This is a genomic window from Synechococcus sp. CBW1108, assembly GCF_015840335.1.
In the GTDB taxonomy this organism is placed as follows: Bacteria; Cyanobacteriota; Cyanobacteriia; order PCC-6307; family Cyanobiaceae; genus Cyanobium_A.
On the sequence record NZ_CP060395.1, the window covers coordinates 1,571,380 to 1,587,892 of the forward strand.

Here is a 16,513-nt window from a genome sequence, read left to right on the forward strand (position 1 = left end):
TGCAGGATGGGGCGCTTCAGCCCTCTGCCTGCTTTGTCGGATCTGCGCGAGACCCGTCTCGAGAAAGCTGCCGCCCTGGCGGCCCTGGGTCAGGGCCCCTACGGTCTGCGTTTTGAGCCCACCCATCGCGCCGCTGCCCTGCAGCAGGCCCACCTGGATCTGGCCAATGGGGAGGAGCGGGACGTTGAGGTGTCCGTTGCGGGCCGGGTGATGACCCGCCGGGTGATGGGCAAGCTGGCCTTCTTCACCCTGGCCGATGAGAGCGGCTCGATTCAGCTTTTCATCGAGAAGGCCACCCTGGATGCGGCCTTTCCTGATGCGCCGCCACCAGGGGCTTTCGCCCACCTCACTTCCCTGGTGGATGCCGGCGACCTGATCGGCGTCGTCGGCAGCTTGCGGCGCACCGACCGGGGCGAGCTTTCGGTGAAGCTCAAGAGCTGGAGCATGCTCTGCAAATCCCTCCAGCCCCTGCCTGATAAGTGGCATGGCCTGGCGGATGTGGAGAAGCGCTACCGCCAGCGCTACCTCGATCTGATCGTGTCGCCCCACACCCGCGAAACCTTCCGCCGTCGGGCCCTGGCGGTGAGCGCCATGCGCCGCTGGCTGGATGAGCGCGAGTTTCTGGAGATCGAAACTCCGGTGCTGCAGAGCGTGCCCGGCGGTGCCGACGCCCGGCCCTTCGAAACCCACCACAACGCCCTCGATCTGCCCCTCACCCTGCGCATCGCCACCGAGCTCCACCTCAAGCGGCTGGTGGTGGGGGGCTTTGAGCGGGTCTACGAGCTGGGCCGGATTTTCCGCAACGAGGGGGTGAGCACCCGCCACAACCCCGAGTTCACCTCGGTGGAGATCTACCAGGCCTACGCCGACTACACCGACATGATGCTGCTCACCGAGCAGCTCCTGGCCCATGTGTGCCAGCAGGTGTGCGGCACCACCTTGATCAACTACCAGGGCACCGCAATCGATCTGGCCCCCCCCTGGCGGCGGGCCACCATGCACGGGCTGGTGCAGGACGCCACCGGGCTCGACTTCAACGCCTTCAGCAGCCGTGCCGAGGCGGCCGCGGCGATGGCCGCCCAGGGGCTGGAGGTGCCGGCCCTGGCCGATTCGGTGGGGCGCCTGCTGGTGGAAGCCTTTGACCAGCGGGTCGAGGCAAACCTGATCCAGCCCACCTTCGTGCTCGATTACCCGGTGGAGAATTCACCCCTGGCCCGGGCCCATCGCAGCAAGCCGGGGCTGGTGGAGCGCTTCGAGTTGTTCATCGCCGGCCGCGAGACCGCCAATGCCTTCAGCGAACTGATCGACCCGGTGGACCAGCGCCAGCGCCTGGAGGCCCAACAGGCCCGTCGGGCCGCCGGCGACCTGGAAGCCCAGGCGGTGGATGAGGATTTTCTCCAGGCCCTGGAGGTGGGCATGCCCCCCACCGGGGGTCTGGGGATAGGCATCGATCGGCTGGTGATGCTGCTCACCGACAGCCCCTCGATCCGCGATGTGATCGCCTTCCCGCTGCTGCGCCCTGAGGCGCGGCCGGCCACAATGGGATAATTGCACCAGTAGGCAATCTGCCCCATTTGGGGGCCAACGATTCCATGAGTGGCGAGCGCGTCGGTTTTCGCTTCAAACACGCGGACGCTGTGGTGAAGCGCAATCCCCAGGGTCGTTCTCGTCGCGGCTGGGTGATGGAGCCCGTCGAGCAGACCACCAGTCGAGGCACCAAGATGCCCGCCTACCGGATCCGTTGGCGCGACAGCGAACGTCCGGAAATAGTTCTGCAACACATGCTGATTGCCGATCCCGATCCCACCCCACCACCGGAAGGGGTGAGCCTGGTGCCGCCCGCTCCCAAGGCCTGAACCCAAGCAGGTTCGATCAGCTCCATCTTTTGTGATTGTGGGCTCTCCCGAATTCTGTACAGCTTGTACGGAATTGAGGAGACACCGAATTTGGCGGCGGTGGCTCCCCATTTTCAGCGCTGCTGCCGCCGCAGCTCTTCCAGGGCCTGGTTGGCTTCAAAGGCGGCCCAGTCCTGCTCCAGGCTGGAGGCCCTTGGCGGGCGCGAGCGGCTGTCCAGCTCGCGCAGGTCGCGCTCCACCGCCGCGAAGCTCACCCCCAGCTCGCCCAGCTGTTGCCAGCGTTGGCGGCCCTGCTCCATCAGGCCTTGCTGGTGGGCCTTGGCGCGCTCGGCCAGGGCGGTGGCACCGGCGGCCTGCGCCTTGACCACCCGCTCCTGCCAGCGCCGAATCTCGTCGGCCAGTTGCAGCAGGGCCTGGCGCTCCTGTTCCGCCTGCCGTTGCAACTGGCGTCGCTGCCCCACCAGCCGGGCCTGGCGATCGCGCGCTCCCTGCTCCTCCAGCAGGGTCTCCTGGCTGGGGTTGGCGGCGAGGAAGGCCTCCAGCTGCTGGTCGAGCCGCGCCTCCAGCTGATCCAACCAGCTCGAGCTGCTCATGGTGCTGGCTGCCCAGCCGGGGTGGTGATCAGGGGGGCCTCGATCTCCTGCTGCAGCGGCGTTATTGCCGCTTCGCGGGAGCGCAGCAGCAACTGGGTGAGCCGGGCGATCGCCCCTTCGCCCAGGTCCTGGTTGCCGATCCGGTCAAAGGCGTTGCGGTAGAGCTCCTCCAATTCACTGATCAGTCCCTCGCGCACCTGGCGTATGGCGGCCCGTTGTTCTTCGCGGCCCATGGTTGTGATTGGGGTCTGGGATTAGGAGTCTGGCGTCACCAGCATGTGCAGGGATAGGTCGTGCCGCGGATCACTCCAGCGGCCGGCGCCCTGCCAGCCGGCGCTGGCGGCCAGGGCCAGGAAGGCTTCTGGGGTGTATTTGAAGCTGTATTCGGTGATCAGCTCCTCCCCTGGGCTGAAGCTCCAGCTGCGGTCTGCCAGCTGCACGCTCTGGGCGCTGCGGCTCACCAGGGCCATGGCGATGCGGCTGTGCTCGGGCTGCCAACGGGCGCTGTAGCTGAAGGCCTGGGGATCGAAGTTGCCGGCCAGGTCGCGGTTGAGCCGCACCAGCAGGTTGCGGGCGAAGGCGGCGGAAACCCCGGCGGCATCGTTGTAGGCGGCCTCCAGCCGTGACACCTGCTTGGGTTGGTCGATGCCGATCAGCAGCCGCGCCCCCGGCCCCAGCAGGCCCCGCAGTTGGGCCAGGAGCAAGCTCGCCTCAACCGGGCTGAAATTGCCGATCGAGCTGCCCGGGTAGAAGCCCAGCCGCCGCTCGCCCCGCAGCAGGCTGTGGTCTGGCAGCTGCTGCAGTTGGCTGTAATCGCAGCAGATGCCGAGCACGGGCACCGCCGGATGGCGGGCCTGCAGCTCCCGGCAGGCGAGCTCCAGGTGGTGGGGGCTGATGTCGAGGGCCACGTAGGCCGGCGGCCCCAGGGCCTCCAGCAAGGGCTCCACCTTGCGGGCACTGCCTGCGCCGAATTCCACCAGCACCCCCGGGCCCAGGGCTGCCGCCAGCTCCGGGGCCCGGGCCTGTAGCAGGGCCGTTTCGGTGCGGGTCAGCCCATATTCGGGCTGCTCGCAGATCGTCTCGAACAGGCGGGAACCCTCGGCGTCGTAGAGCAGCCAGGCCGGTAACTGGCGGGGGTGGCGCTCCATGCCGGCCACCACCAGGCGGCGCATGTCGGCGGCCGGCGGATGCAGGTTGATCAGCTGGGATTGCTGCTTTGGAGCCATATCAGGTGAGATCACGGGCCAGGCGCAGACCCGCCGCCATCCAGCGGCTCGCCGGCGGATAGAAGTTGCGGTAGGTGGGCCGTTCGTGGCCGCTGGGGGTGAGGAAGCAGCTGCCGCGGAGCACCATCTGGGAGCTCATAAACTTCCCGTTGTATTCCCCCACGGCACCGGCGGCCGGCACGAACCCCGGATAGGGCCGGTAGGGGCTGGCGGTCCACTGCCAGAGCAGGCCGAAGGCCTGCGGCAGGCTCCCCCTGGTGGCTGCAAATTCCCATTCGGCCTCGCTGGGTAGCCGGGCCCCGGCCCAGCGGGCGAAGGCGTCGGCCTCAAACCAGCTCAGGTGGCGCACCGGTTGCTCCGCCCGCCGCGGCTGGCGGCCTGCCAGGCCAAATTCATCTTCCCCCCGCCAGTAGCGCGGCGCCTGCCAGCCCCGCTCCTGCACCACGGCCCAGCCCTCGCTCATCCACAGCTCGGCCCTGCGATAGCCGCCGTCGGCGATGAAGTTCCCATAGGCGCCGTTGTTCACCAGCTGGCTACCGATGGCAAAAGGCTCCAGCCACTGGCGGTGGCGGGGCGCCTCGTTGTCGAAATGAAAGCCGTTGTCGAAATGAAGGCTGCCGCCGCAGTGGCCGATCTCGACCAGGCCGCCGCCGTGCTCCAGCCAGGGGGGCTCCGGCTCCCCGGCCAGGCAGGGGCTGGCGCCCTCCGGCTCGCGGCCATAGGCCGGCTCCAGGGGGTTGCGGCTGAAGCCATCGAGCAGGTCCATCAGCAGTAGCTCCTGGTGCTGCTGCTCGTGCTGTAGGCCCAGCTCCACCAGCTCCAGCTGGGGGGCGCCCTGATCCAGCTGATCCAGCAGGGCCAGCACGGCCCCATCCACCTCCGCCCGCCAGGCCAGTACCTCGGCCAGGGGCGGGCGGCTCAGCAGGCCCCGCTGGGGCCGGGGGTGGCGGGCGCCGACGGCGTCGTAGTAGCTGTTGAAAATAAAGCTCCAGGTCTCGGGAGCTGGTTGATAGGCCCCCGCCAGGCCAGCTTCCAGCTGGGGCCGCAGCACAAACTGCTCAAAGAACCAGGTGGTGTGGCCCAGGTGCCATTTGGGCGGGCTGGCGTCGGCCATCCCCTGGAGGCAGAGGTCCTCTGGCTGCAGGGGGGCCACCAGGGCCAGGCTCTGCTGGCGCACCCGTATGTACCGCGCCGCCAGCTCCTGTCCCATCCCGCTGCCGCCAATTCGGGCTGAAATCAGGTCTGACCCTAGAGGGCTTGCCTACGATCTCGCCACGCACAGCACGTGGGCATGGCCGGCATCACTTCAGGGTTCGTGGGCGCCGTCGGCAACACGCCCCTGATCCGGCTCAGGGGCCCCAGTGAGCTCACCGGCTGCGAGATCCTCGGCAAGGCCGAGTTCATGAACCCGGGGGGCTCGGTCAAGGACCGCGCTGCCCTGGGCATTCTGCTGGAGGCGGAGGAGCAGGGGCTGCTGCGGCCTGGCGGCACGGTGGTGGAGGGCACGGCCGGCAACACCGGCATCGGCCTCACCCACATCTGCAATGCCCGCGGTTACCGGGCCCTGATCGTGATTCCCGACACCCAGTCGGCGGAGAAGATCGGCCTGCTGCGCAGCCTGGGCGCTGAGGTGCGCACGGTGCCGGCGGTGCCTTACCGCGACCCCAACAACTACGTGAGGCTTTCGGGCCGCATCGCCGCTGAGACCCCCGGCGCCGTCTGGGCCAACCAGTTCGACAACCTGGCCAACCGCCGCGCCCACTACAACTCCACCGGGCCGGAGATCTGGCAGCAGAGCGGCGGTCGGGTGGATGCCTGGGTGGCGGCTACCGGCACCGGCGGCACCTACGCCGGCGTGGCTCTCTATCTCAAGGAGCAGAACCCGGCGGTGCGCTGTGTCCTGGCCGATCCCCATGGCAGTGCCCTCTACAGCTGGGCCACCGATGGAGTGCTCGTGAGCGAGGGCAGCTCGATCACCGAGGGGATTGGCAACAGCCGCGTCACCGCCAACCTGGAGGGATCCCCCGTTGATGATGCCGTGCGCATCGATGACCAGGCCGCCCTCGACACGATCTACGGGCTGCTCTGGCGCGAAGGCCTATTCCTGGGCGGCTCGGTGGGCATCAATGTGGCCGCGGCGGTGGAGACGGCCCGGCGTCTGGGCCCCGGCCACACGATCGTCACCGTGTTGTGTGACAGCGGCGACCGCTACCGGTCGCGGCTCTATGAAGCCGACTGGCTCGCGGCCAAGGGTCTGCGTCAACCTGAGCGCTGCCTGGCAGGAGTGGGCTGATGGCGGCGCAGCAGGGTCAGCTGATCGGCGAGCGTTATCGGTTGGAGGAGCGCCTCAGCCTGGGCAGCGGGGCTGAAGTCCAGGGGGAGTTGTGGCGGGCCAGCGACCTGCTGGCGGCAGAGGCGCCGATGGCCCTGCGCCTACTGGGGCGGGAAATCGATCTGGCCATGGCGCGTCAGCGCTGGGACCGGTTGCAGGGGGTGCTCCATCCCCAGGTGCCGCGCATGGGGGCGGCGATCGAGGCGGCCGAGGGGCTGTGGCTGGTGCGCGAATGGCAGGCAGGCCGCACCTACCAGCAGTTGCTCGAGGCCCGGGCCGCACGGCAGCTGGTGTTTGGTGCCGGAGAGGTGTTGCTGCTGCTGCGCCAGCTGCTGCCGGTGCTGGCGGTGCTGCACAGCCAGGAGCTGGTGCACGGCGACCTCAGCCCCGCCAACCTGCTGCGCCGCGACAGCGATGGCCTGCCGGTGCTGATTGATTTCGGCTCGGTGGCTGGTGCGGCCCAGGCCACCCCTGGCTATGCCCCGCCGGAGCGCACCCACCTGCTCCAGAGCGAGCCGTGGATGGATCTGCATGCCCTTGGCGTGGTGGCTTTGGTGCTGCTGAGTGGTGAGGGGCCCGCCAGGTTGTTGGATCCGGTCAGCCTTGCCTGGCGCTGGCCTGCCACCCTGGCCGGCCAACCCGAGCTGCAGGCCCAGATCAGCCGCCTGCTGCTGCGCCAGCCGGGGGAGCGTTTTGGTTCCGCGGCCAAGGCCCTGGCAGCTTTCCAGGCCCTGGCCATGCCTGAGAGCACGGGCCCGGTGCCCCGGGCCGACAGCACCGTTGCCCTGGTGCCGCCACCGGTGACCGAACCCCCAGTGGCGCCGGTGCTGCCCGTGCTGGTCGCTCCGCCACCCCAGCCCGAGCCGGCCCCAGTTCCAGGTCCAGCCGCCGCCCCGCGCACCCGGCTCGAGGAGCGGGAGGAGGCCGCCGAGGGCGGTATCTGGCCGGTGGTGATCGCCCTGGTGCTCTCGGCCGTGGTCGGCACTGCCTTGGGTTGGTGGTGGCTGAGCCGCGGTCGGGTGGCCCTGACCACCCCCGATGCGGCCCTGCAGTTGCCCACTAGCCTGCCGCCGGCGGAGGTTGACCAGCGCCAGCAGCTGCTCAACCGGTTACGGGCCCTGCAGATTGACCGGGGCTGGTTTCTCAAACTGGTGGATGCCAGCCTGCTCGCCCAGTTTCCTGAGCGGGGTGGTCGCCTGCCGGGCGATTCCCTCGAGGAAGCCCCCCTGCGCAAGGTGTGGAACGAGCTTGCCGAGGAGTGGTTGGCCAGGGTGGAGCAACTTCCCCTCGACATCCGCCGCCGCCTCGGCAGCTACACAAATGGGGATTGGGAGCGGCGCCAGCAGTCCCTGGTGAGCCAGGGGCTCAGCCCCGCGGTGCTGCGCCAGCTGGTTTCGGGCAGTGCCCAGAACCTGCTGCCGGGCCGGCCCGGCGCCGACATCCCGGCTGAACCCTTCCGGCAGCTCTGGTATGCGGCAGCCGAGCAGGGGCTGGCCAATGTGCAGATCGAGGCGATCCAGGCTCAGCCCCTGGAAACCCGGGTGCTTTCGGCCCAGGTGGAGGCCGGGGGGGCCCGCCTCTTCCCCGTGCGGCTGCCCGCCGGCTATCGGCTGGTGCTGGGGGTGAATGGCTCGCCGCTAATGCAGATGAGTGTCTTCGGCCCCGATGGCGACCTGCTGGAGGCCAAGGGCCCCCTGCGGGTGGTGAGCCTGGGGGTGCAGAAACGCTCGCCGGTCCAGCTGCTGGTCACGAACGAGGGTGTGGCCCCGGCCCTGATCACCCTCTCCCTGCGGGCGGATCCACCCCTGCCCCAGGTGGCCCCGCCGCCAGCCGGCCCCGAGCCCTCACCCCAGGCGCCGCCGGACCAGCTGGAGAGGCCCCAGGTCCAGACCGGGCCGGCCCCCGCCCCGCCTGCCGTCGCCCCGCCGCCGCCGGTGCAACCGCCAGTCAATTGACTCCAGTCGGGCAGGCCGCGCCCCGACTCAGAGCCGGGCGATGGCCGCCTTGGCGTCCTTGATGTCCTGCTTGCGCCGTTCCTCGTGGCGTTTGTCGTGCAGCTTGCGGCCCTTGGCCAGGCCGATGGTGAGCTTGATCCAGGACCCCTTGAGGTGCAGGTTGAGGGGGATCAGGGTGAGGCCCTTCTGATCGAGGGCCACCCGCAGTTTTTCGATCTCGCGCCGGTGGGCCAGCAGTTTGCGCACCCGCAGGGGCTCGTGGTTGAAGTAGGCCCCGGCATGGGTGTGGGGGGAGATGTGCACGTTGTGGAGCTGCAGCTCCCCCTTGCGGATCAGGCAGAAGCCGTCACGCAGGTTGCAGTGGCCCGCCCGGATCGACTTCACCTCCGTGCCCAGCAGTTCAACGCCCGTTTCCAGGGTTTCGAGAATCTCGTACTGGTGGCGGGCGAAACGGTTGTCGGCCAGCAGCTTGTTGGCGGCATCACGCTGGGCCTTGGCTTTTTTCTTGCCCCCGCCCTTTGCCATCGCTGCTCCGCATCCTTCCCCTGGACCTTCCGACCCTAGGGAGCTGCCGGTACCCTCGCTGCATGGCCATCGTTTCCTCGGGATCCCCGCAGCCTTCCCAGCCGCGGCTGGTGGATCCCACCGCCGTGGTCGGCGAGGTCGGGGCCGGGCCTGGGCCGATCGCCCGGGAAGATGGCCTGCGCCCCAAGCGCCTTGCCGACTACATCGGCCAGAGCGAGCTCAAGCAGGTGCTGGCCATCGCCGTGGAGGCCACCCGGGCCCGCCAGGAGGCCCTCGACCACGTGCTGCTCTACGGCCCGCCGGGTCTGGGCAAAACCACCATGGCCCTGGTGCTGGCCGAGGAGCTGGGGGTGCGCTGTCGCATCACCAGTGCGCCGGCCCTGGAGCGCCCCCGCGACATCGTTGGCCTACTGGTGAACCTGCAGCCCCATGAGCTGCTGTTCATCGACGAGATTCACCGACTTAACCGGGTGGCCGAGGAGATCCTCTACCCGGCAATGGAAGACTGCCGCCTCGATCTCACCGTGGGCAAGGGCACCACCGCCCGTACCCGCAGCCTGGAGCTGCCGCCCTTCACCCTGGTGGGGGCCACCACCAAGGCCGGCGCCTTGAGTTCGCCGCTGCGGGATCGCTTTGGCCTGATCCAGCGGCTGGAGTTTTATGGCATCGACGACCTGCAGGCGATCGTCGAGCGGGCCGCTGGCCTGCTCCAGATCGCGCTCGAGGCCGACGCCGCTGTGGAGGTGGCGCGCCGCTGCCGCGGCACCCCCCGCATCGCCAATCGTTTGCTGCGGCGGGTGCGCGACGTGGCATCGGTGCGCGGCCATGGCCGCATCGGCCCGGCGCTGGTGGCCGAGGCCCTCAGCCTGCATCGGGTCGACGATCGGGGCCTCGATGCCAGCGATCGGCGCCTGCTGACCCTGATGCTGGAGGCCTATGGCGGGGGGCCCGTGGGCCTCGACACCCTGGCGGCGGGCCTGGGCGAAGATTCCGCCACCCTCGAAGCGGTGGTCGAGCCCTACCTGCTGCAACTGGGCTTTCTGCAGCGCACGCCGCGGGGCCGGCTGGTCACCTTGGCGGGTCGCAGCCACCTGGGCTGGCCGGCCGGAGCGGCGGCATGAGCGGGCTCCGCCCGTGATCTCCACCCTGCTTGCTTTGCTGTTGGGGGTGCAGTTGCTGCTGCCCCAGCTCTTTGACCAGGCCCTCAGTGCCAGCCGGGAGGGGCGCTTCGCCGAGGCCCTGCCCCTCTGGAACCAGGTGTTGGAGGTGGCCCCAAACGATGCGGCGGCCTGGAGCAACCGGGGCAACGTGCTGCTGGCCTTGGGCGATCCCCGCGCCGCCATTGCCGACCAGACCAAGGCCATCGCCCTCGATAGCGAGAGCCCCGATCCCCATCTCAATCGCGGCACAGCCGAGGAGGCCCTGGCTGATTGGGCCGCCGCCGAGGCCGACTACCGCTGGATCCTGGAGCGGGCCCCCAGCGACACGGGCGAACCGCGGGCCTCGGCCCTCTACAACCTCGGCAACGTGCAGGGCTCCCTGGGCGACTGGCAGGAAGCGCGCCGCTGCTTTGAGGCGGCTTCCCTGGCCCGGCCTGGTTTTGCCATGGCCCGCTCCAGTGCAGCCCTGGCCGCCTTCCAACTCGGAGACAAAGCTGGGGCCGAGCGGGAGCTGCGCAACCTGATCCGCCGCTACCCCCTGTTTGCCGATGCCCGCGCCGCTCTCACCGCCCTGCTGTGGCAAAAGGGGGCCAGCGGTGAGGCCGAGAGCAACTGGGCTGCGGCCTCCGGCCTCGATCCGCGCTACCGGCAGCAAGAATGGTTGCGATCGACGCGGCGCTGGCCCCCCGTGCCGGTGGAAGCTCTAGTCCAATTCCTTGCCCTGGGCTCCTGAATGACTGCCCCCGAATGAAGGCCCCCGCATGACGGCCTACGAATGACAGCCACACCCTGCAGGTTGAATTGGCAAGAGCTCGGCCTCGAGGCCGCCCTGGCAGAGGTGCTGCCGGAGCTGATTCAGCTGCGCCGACACATCCATCGCCATCCCGAGCTGAGTGGCCACGAGCAGCAGACGGCCGCCCTGGTTGCCGGTGAGCTGCGCCGTTGGGGCTGGGATGTGCGCGAGGGGGTGGGCCGCACTGGCGTGCTGGCGGAGCTGGGCCCGGCGGGCCTCCAGGTGCCGCTGGTGGCCCTGCGGGTCGATATGGACGCCCTGCCGGTGGAGGAGCGCACCGGCCTCGACTACGCCTCCACCCAACAGGGCCTGATGCATGCCTGTGGCCATGACCTGCACACCGCGGTGGGGCTGGGGGTGGCCCACCTGCTGGGGGGGCTATGGCAGCGCCAGCCCCACCTGCTCACGGCCCGGGTGCGGCTGCTGTTTCAGCCCGCCGAGGAGACGGCCCAGGGGGCGGCCTGGATGAGGGCCGACGGGGCCATGGACGGGGTGGAGGCCCTGTTTGGTTTGCACGTCTTCCCAAGCCTGCCGGTGGGCACGATCGGCGTGCGCAGCGGCAGCCTTACGGCGGCGGCGGGGGAGCTGGAGGTGGAGGTGCTGGGCGAGGGCGGTCATGGCGCCCGGCCCCACCAGAGCACCGATGCCATCTGGATCGCGGCCCGGGTGGTGAGTGGCCTGCAGGAGGCGATCAGCCGCCGCCTCGATGCCCTGCATCCGGTGGTGGTGAGCTTCGGGCGCATCGAGGGCGGCAAGGCCTTCAATGTGATCGCCGACCATGTGCGCCTGCTGGGTACGGTGCGCTGCCTCGATAATGAGGTGCATGCCCAGCTGCCGGGCTGGATTGAAGACACGGTGCAGGCCCTCTGCCGGGGCCACGGTGGCGAGGCGCGGGTGAGCTATCGCTGCATCTCGCCGCCGGTGCAAAACGACCCAGCGCTCACCCAGCTGGTTGCAGCTGCTGCGGTGGAGCTGCTGGGCCGCTCCCAGGTGCAGTGGCTCGAGCAGCCCTCCCTCGGCGCTGAAGACTTTGCCCAGCTGCTGGAGGACACCCGCGGCACCATGTTTCGACTCGGGGTGGCAGGGCCGGCGGGCTGTGCCCCTCTGCACAGCAACTCCTTTGCCCCTGACGAGGCGGCCCTGCCGGTGGGCGTCCGGGTGCTCGCCCTGAGCCTGCTGCGTTGGATGGAGCAGCGGCCATGAGGAACCGGCCCCTGCTTAGGGGTTTGCTGGCCCTCTCTTCCCCCCTGCTGATTTTGATGTCCCTGCTGGTTTTGCTGCAGCGCCGCGGTGTCGATCGCCTGCCGGCCCTGCCCGCCCTGTTGATCGGCACGGGTCTGCTGGGGACGAGCCTGCTGGGCTGGCGCCGCCGCCGCCGCAACCTGCTGGCGGCCCTGGGCCAGGATGGCCCCCAATGAACACCCCTTCGCCCGATCTCGCTGCCCTGCGTGAGGCGATCGCCTCCGGCGATCCCAGCCGGGCCATGCCGGCCCTGGCGGGCCTGCGGCAGATGCCGGTTGAAGAGGCCGTGCCCCTGTTGCTGTTGGGTCTGGAGCAGGAGGTTTTCATGGTGCGCTCGCTCAGCTGCGCCGGCCTCGGGGTGAAGCAGAGTGAGGCCGGCTGGCAGGCCCTGGTGGGCGCCGCCCAGCACGACGAGGACGCCAATGTGCGGGCTGAAGCAGCCAACTCCCTGGTCAGCCATTCGCTGGAACGGGCCTGGCCCCTGGTGCTTCAGCTGTTTGCCGCCGATCGGCAGTGGCTGGTGCGCTGCAGCATCCTCTCGGCCCTGGCCGAACAGGCCGAAATCAATCCGGCCTGGCTGCTGGAGCTGGCCTCGCTGGCGATCACCGATGCCGATGGCACCGTGCGGGTGGGCGGAGCCGAGATCCTCGGCCGTCTCGTGCGGGAGCACGGCGATGGGGAGGCCCGCGCCCTGCTGCAGCAGCTCCAGACTGACGCCGATCACCGGGTGGTGGCCGCGGCGTTCAACGGGTTACAGGCCTGAAAGGGTTACAAGGCTGTAATCGGTTATGGAGCTAAACCGGTTACAGCCTTGCTAGGTTTCGCATGTCACTAGGGGTGCCCCGCTGCCGGCCTAATCAGCTGTGCAGCACCGGGCTGAGATCACACCCTCCGAACCTGATCCGGGTAATGCCGGCGCAGGGAAGTGGAACTGGATTGTGAAACCACTCTCAGGCTGCGCCCCGCCCTATCTGCAGCCCCACATGCGTAGCGCCTGGATCGAGAAGCGTCGCGGCACCGCGAACTATTCCCAGATGCACTATGCCCGCCAGGGCGTGGTGACTGAAGAAATGGCCTATGTGGCCAAGCGGGAAAACCTGCCCGAGTCGCTGGTGATGGAGGAGGTGGCCCGGGGGCGGATGATCATCCCGGCCAACATCAACCACCTCAATTTGGAGCCGATGGCGATAGGCATCGCCAGCCGCTGCAAGGTGAACGCCAACATCGGCGCTTCCCCCAATGCCTCCGATCTCGATGAGGAGGTGGCCAAGCTGCGCCTGGCGGTGAAATACGGCGCCGACACGGTGATGGACCTCTCCACCGGCGGCGTCAACCTCGATGAGGTGCGCACGGCGATCATCAATGCTTCGCCGGTGCCGATCGGCACGGTGCCCGTCTATCAGGCGCTGGAAAGCGTGCACGGCTCGATCGAGAAGCTCGACGCCGACGACTTCCTGCACATCATCGAGAAGCACTGCCAGCAGGGGGTCGACTACCAGACGATCCACGCCGGCCTGCTGATTGAGCACCTGCCCCTGGTGAAGGGTCGCCTCACCGGGATCGTCAGCCGCGGCGGCGGGATTTTGGCCCAGTGGATGCTCTATCACCACAAGCAGAATCCCCTGTTTACCCATTTCGATGACATCATCGAAATCTTCAAGCGCTACGACTGCAGCTTCTCCCTTGGAGACTCCCTGCGGCCGGGTTGCCAGCACGACGCCTCCGACGCCGCCCAGCTGGCTGAGCTCAAAACCCTCGGCCAGCTCACCCGCCGCGCCTGGGAGCACGACATCCAGGTGATGGTGGAGGGTCCGGGCCATGTGCCGATGGATCAGATCGAATTCAACGTCAAAAAGCAGATGGAGGAGTGCAGCGAGGCGCCCTTCTATGTGCTCGGTCCGCTCGTCACCGACATCGCCCCCGGCTACGACCACATCACCAGCGCCATCGGCGCGGCGATGGCCGGCTGGTATGGCACGGCCATGCTCTGCTATGTGACCCCCAAGGAGCACCTGGGCCTGCCCAATGCCGAGGATGTGCGCGAGGGCCTGATCGCCTACAAGATCGCGGCCCACGCCGCCGACATTGCCCGCCATCGCCCGGGGGCCCGCGACCGCGACGACGAACTCAGCCGCGCTCGCTACGCCTTCGACTGGAACAAGCAGTTTGATCTCTCGCTTGATCCCGAGCGGGCCCGCGAGTACCACGACGAAACCCTGCCCGCCGACATCTACAAGCAGGCCGAGTTCTGTTCAATGTGCGGTCCCAAGCACTGCCCGATGCAAACCAAAATCACCGACGAGGATCTGGCCGGCTTGGAGCAGGTGCTGGCGGAGCAGAAGCAAAGCGAAGCCGCCACAGCTGCGGTCTGATCGGATCCAGCACGTCCTGCAGCCTGGCCTTACTTCGCCAGGTTCAGGGGGATATTGGGGCTTTCAGGGTTCACATCCAGGCTCTGCAGCTGGGGCCGCAGCACCAAGACCATATCTTCCATGGGGATGGCACTTAGCAGCACTTCATTCAGCCAACACCACCTTGCGGCGCTCAAGTTTGCCCAGGCTCAGCTAGAGCGCCAGATGTTCGGGGATGCATCGATGCACCGCACCACTGTCCGCCTGCGCTGAAACTTCCAGGGCCGCGAGCTCTGGCCTGGTGGGGTTGCTGATGGAAACGGTGCCGCGGATCAGTCCCGTGGGATCAGCTTTAGGTCCATTCCCGATGGGACTGGCCTCTCCCGATAGAGGCCAAACAAAAACCCCACCTTGCGGTGGGGCTTGAATGCTGGGTGCGTTGGCCTGGCAAGAAAATCAGCCCAGGGCTTTGGCCTTGGCTACCACATTGGCCACGGTGAAGCCGAACTTCTCCATGCAAACCGGCCCCGGGGCTGAGGCGCCGAAGCGGTCGATCGACACGGTGTCACCGTCGAAGCCGCTGTACTTGTGCCAGCCGAAGCTGCTGGAGGCTTCCACCACGATGCGTTTGCGGCAGGCGGCGGGCAGCACGCTTTCGCGGTAGGCCGCGCCCTGCTCTTCGAACAGCTCGATGCAGGGCATCGAAACCACGCGCACGTTCTTGCCTTCGGCCCGCAGCTGGGCTGCTGCCTTGGTGCAGAGCTCCAGTTCAGTACCGGTGCCGATCAGGATCAGCTCGGGGTTGCCGTTGCTGTCTTCGAGGATGTAGCCACCTTTGGCCACATGGGCTGCAGCCGAACCGGCCTGGTTGGCCATGGCCTGGCGGCTGAGGGCCAGCACCGTGGGGCGCTTGCGGTTGGTGACGGCCACCTGGTAGGCGCCCATGGTTTCGTTGCCGTCGCCGGGCCGGATCACCAGCAGGTTGGGGATGGCGCGCAGGTTGGCGAGGGTTTCCACCGGCTGGTGGGTGGGGCCGTCTTCGCCCAGGCCGATTGAGTCGTGGGTGAGCACGTAGATGCAGCCCAGCTCGCTCAGGGCCGAGAGGCGCATGGCACCGATCATGTAGCCGGCAAACACCAGGAAGGTGCCGCCGTAGGGGATCAGGCCACTGCCGTGGTAGGCGATGCCATTCATGATCGCCGCCATGGCGTGTTCGCGCACGCCGAAGTGCAGGTAGCGGTTGGCCTCCCCGCCTTTCTGGAAGCTGGCCTCGCCCTTGATATCGGTGAGGTTGGAGTGGGTCAGGTCGGCGGAGCCGCCGATTAGCTCGGGCAGGTTGGGGCCGAACGCATTGAGGGCGTTGTAGGAGTGCATTCGGGTGGCCAGGCCCTTGTCCGCGGGGCTGAAGCTCTGCAGGGTCGAATCCCACCCCTGGGGCAGTTCGCCGCGGAGCTGGCGCTCGAATTCGGCCGCTTCAGTGGGGAACTGGCTGCGGTAGGTAGCCAGGCTGGCGTTCCAGGTGGCTTCGAGGGCTTCACCGCGGCTGATCGCCTGGCGCCAGTGGTCGTAAGCGTCCTGGGGTACTTCGAAGAGCCCGTAATTCCAGTCGAGGGCCTTGCGGGTGAGCTCGGCCTCATCGGCTCCGATGGCCGCGCCGTGGATGCCGGCGGTGTTGGCCTTGTTGGGCGAGCCGTAGCCGATCGTGGTGGTCACCTTGATCAGGCTGGGCTTGTCGCTGACGGCCTTGGCGGCCTCAATCGCCCGGGCGATGCCGGCCACATCGGTGTTGCCATCGGCCACATGCTGCACATGCCAGCCGTAGGCCTCATAGCGCTTCAGCACGTCCTCGGTGAAGGACACGGCGGTGTTGCCGTCGATCGTGATGTGGTTGTCGTCGTAGAGGGCAATCAGCTTGCCCAGGCCCAGGTGGCCGGCCAGGGAAGCGGCCTCGCTGCTCACACCCTCCTGGTTGCAGCCATCACCCATGATCACGTAGGTGTAGTGGTCCACCAGCTCGCAACCGGGCTTGTTGAACTTTGCTGCCAGGTGGGCTTCGGCGATTGCCAGGCCGACGGCGTTGGAGATTCCCTGGCCCAGGGGTCCGGTGGTGACCTCTACCCCGGGGGTCTCAAACGTTTCCGGGTGGCCGGGGGTCCGGGACTCCCATTGGCGGAATTGCTTGATGTCCTCGATGGTCACCGAGTCGTAGCCGGTGAGGTGCAGCAGGGCGTAGAGCAGCATGCAGCCGTGACCGGCCGAGAGCACGAAGCGGTCGCGGTTGAACCACTTGGGGTTCCTGGGGTTGTGCTTGAGCACCTTGTCCCACAGGGCGAACGCCATCGGTGCACAGCCCATGGGCAGCCCCGGGTGACCGGAATTCGATTTGTTTACCGCGTCGATTGCCAGAAAGCGGATGCTGTTGACGCAGAGCGACTCGAGGGAGGTAGGGGGGGCGGCGACCATGGCTAGGACTGGTGTGG

Annotated in this window: 16 protein-coding genes and 1 riboswitch; of the genes, 10 read left to right on the forward strand and 6 right to left on the reverse strand. The window is 68.2% G+C overall.

What is annotated here, in order from left to right; genetic code table 11:
• Positions 1-33: 33 nt before the first annotated feature.
• Positions 34-1,548, forward strand: coding sequence for a lysine--tRNA ligase (lysS, locus tag H8F27_RS08450; protein ID WP_197153160.1), 1,515 nt, complete (start codon positions 34-36; stop codon positions 1,546-1,548).
• A 44-nt stretch (positions 1,549-1,592) separates the two neighbouring features.
• Entirely contained in the window at positions 1,593-1,856 is a 264-nt protein-coding gene (locus H8F27_RS08455) for a hypothetical protein (protein WP_190388593.1), read from the forward strand.
• Positions 1,857-1,969: 113 nt separating this feature from the next.
• Here the strand turns inward: H8F27_RS08455 and H8F27_RS08460 are convergent, their stop codons facing one another.
• From H8F27_RS08460 to egtB, 4 genes are read right to left on the reverse strand one after another with little or no spacing between them, the layout of a single operon-like run.
• On the reverse strand, positions 1,970-2,449 hold the full coding sequence (locus H8F27_RS08460; protein ID WP_197153161.1) for a hercynine metabolism protein: 480 nt from the start codon (positions 2,447-2,449) through the stop codon (positions 1,970-1,972).
• Entirely contained in the window at positions 2,446-2,682 is a 237-nt protein-coding gene (locus H8F27_RS08465; protein ID WP_197153168.1) for a hercynine metabolism small protein, read from the reverse strand. Before H8F27_RS08465 ends, H8F27_RS08460 begins: the two co-directional genes overlap by 4 nt.
• 21 nt (positions 2,683-2,703) lie before the next feature.
• On the reverse strand, positions 2,704-3,675 hold the full coding sequence (gene egtD / locus H8F27_RS08470) for an L-histidine N(alpha)-methyltransferase (RefSeq protein WP_231596656.1): 972 nt from the start codon (positions 3,673-3,675) through the stop codon (positions 2,704-2,706).
• A 1-nt stretch (position 3,676) separates the two neighbouring features.
• Positions 3,677-4,885 carry an ergothioneine biosynthesis protein EgtB gene (egtB, locus tag H8F27_RS08475; protein WP_197153170.1) on the reverse strand — a complete coding sequence of 403 codons (1,209 nt, stop codon included), beginning with the start codon at positions 4,883-4,885 and terminating at the stop codon, positions 3,677-3,679.
• An 81-nt stretch (positions 4,886-4,966) separates the two neighbouring features.
• On the opposite strand from egtB, the gene H8F27_RS08480 reads away from it, so the two are divergent.
• Together H8F27_RS08480 and H8F27_RS08485 are read left to right on the forward strand one after the other, a co-directional pair.
• Complete coding sequence (locus tag H8F27_RS08480) at positions 4,967-5,968, forward strand: cysteine synthase A (RefSeq protein ID WP_197153172.1); 1,002 nt, start codon at positions 4,967-4,969, stop codon at positions 5,966-5,968.
• Positions 5,968-7,962 carry a phosphotransferase gene (locus H8F27_RS08485; RefSeq protein ID WP_197153180.1) on the forward strand — a complete coding sequence of 665 codons (1,995 nt, stop codon included), beginning with the start codon at positions 5,968-5,970 and terminating at the stop codon, positions 7,960-7,962. The genes H8F27_RS08480 and H8F27_RS08485 overlap by 1 nt, the downstream gene beginning before the upstream one ends.
• A gap of 27 nt (positions 7,963-7,989) precedes the next feature.
• Here the strand turns inward: H8F27_RS08485 and smpB are convergent, their stop codons facing one another.
• Positions 7,990-8,487, reverse strand: a complete 498-nt coding sequence (smpB, locus tag H8F27_RS08490) for an SsrA-binding protein SmpB (protein ID WP_197153188.1) — start codon at positions 8,485-8,487, stop codon at positions 7,990-7,992.
• A 62-nt stretch (positions 8,488-8,549) separates the two neighbouring features.
• On the opposite strand from smpB, the gene ruvB reads away from it, so the two are divergent.
• The 6 genes from ruvB to thiC all read left to right on the forward strand — a co-directional run bounded on the left by ruvB (position 8,550) and on the right by thiC (position 14,054).
• Positions 8,550-9,608: a Holliday junction branch migration DNA helicase RuvB gene (gene ruvB / locus H8F27_RS08495; protein WP_197153197.1), complete on the forward strand. Its 1,059-nt coding sequence runs from the start codon at positions 8,550-8,552 to the stop codon at positions 9,606-9,608.
• A 16-nt stretch (positions 9,609-9,624) separates the two neighbouring features.
• Positions 9,625-10,380 (forward strand): tetratricopeptide repeat protein, encoded by a 756-nt coding sequence (locus H8F27_RS08500; RefSeq protein WP_197153453.1) that lies wholly within the window; start codon positions 9,625-9,627, stop codon positions 10,378-10,380.
• Between the two features lie 42 nt (positions 10,381-10,422).
• Positions 10,423-11,643: an amidohydrolase gene (locus H8F27_RS08505; RefSeq protein WP_197153199.1), complete on the forward strand. Its 1,221-nt coding sequence runs from the start codon at positions 10,423-10,425 to the stop codon at positions 11,641-11,643.
• Positions 11,640-11,858 (forward strand): DUF3188 domain-containing protein, encoded by a 219-nt coding sequence (locus tag H8F27_RS08510; protein WP_197153201.1) that lies wholly within the window; start codon positions 11,640-11,642, stop codon positions 11,856-11,858. The genes H8F27_RS08505 and H8F27_RS08510 overlap by 4 nt, the downstream gene beginning before the upstream one ends.
• Positions 11,855-12,445 (forward strand): HEAT repeat domain-containing protein, encoded by a 591-nt coding sequence (locus H8F27_RS08515; protein ID WP_197153202.1) that lies wholly within the window; start codon positions 11,855-11,857, stop codon positions 12,443-12,445. Before H8F27_RS08510 ends, H8F27_RS08515 begins: the two co-directional genes overlap by 4 nt.
• 60 nt (positions 12,446-12,505) lie before the next feature.
• Positions 12,506-12,623: riboswitch (TPP riboswitch) on the forward strand.
• A 42-nt stretch (positions 12,624-12,665) separates the two neighbouring features.
• The gene (gene thiC / locus H8F27_RS08520; protein ID WP_197153205.1) at positions 12,666-14,054 is read left to right on the forward strand and encodes a phosphomethylpyrimidine synthase ThiC; all 1,389 of its coding nucleotides are present in this window, start codon (positions 12,666-12,668) and stop codon (positions 14,052-14,054) included.
• A 435-nt stretch (positions 14,055-14,489) separates the two neighbouring features.
• Here thiC and tkt read toward each other — a convergent pair whose 3' ends face one another.
• Positions 14,490-16,496, reverse strand: coding sequence for a transketolase (tkt, locus tag H8F27_RS08530; protein WP_197153207.1), 2,007 nt, complete (start codon positions 16,494-16,496; stop codon positions 14,490-14,492).
• Between the last annotated feature and the right edge of the window lie 17 nt (positions 16,497-16,513).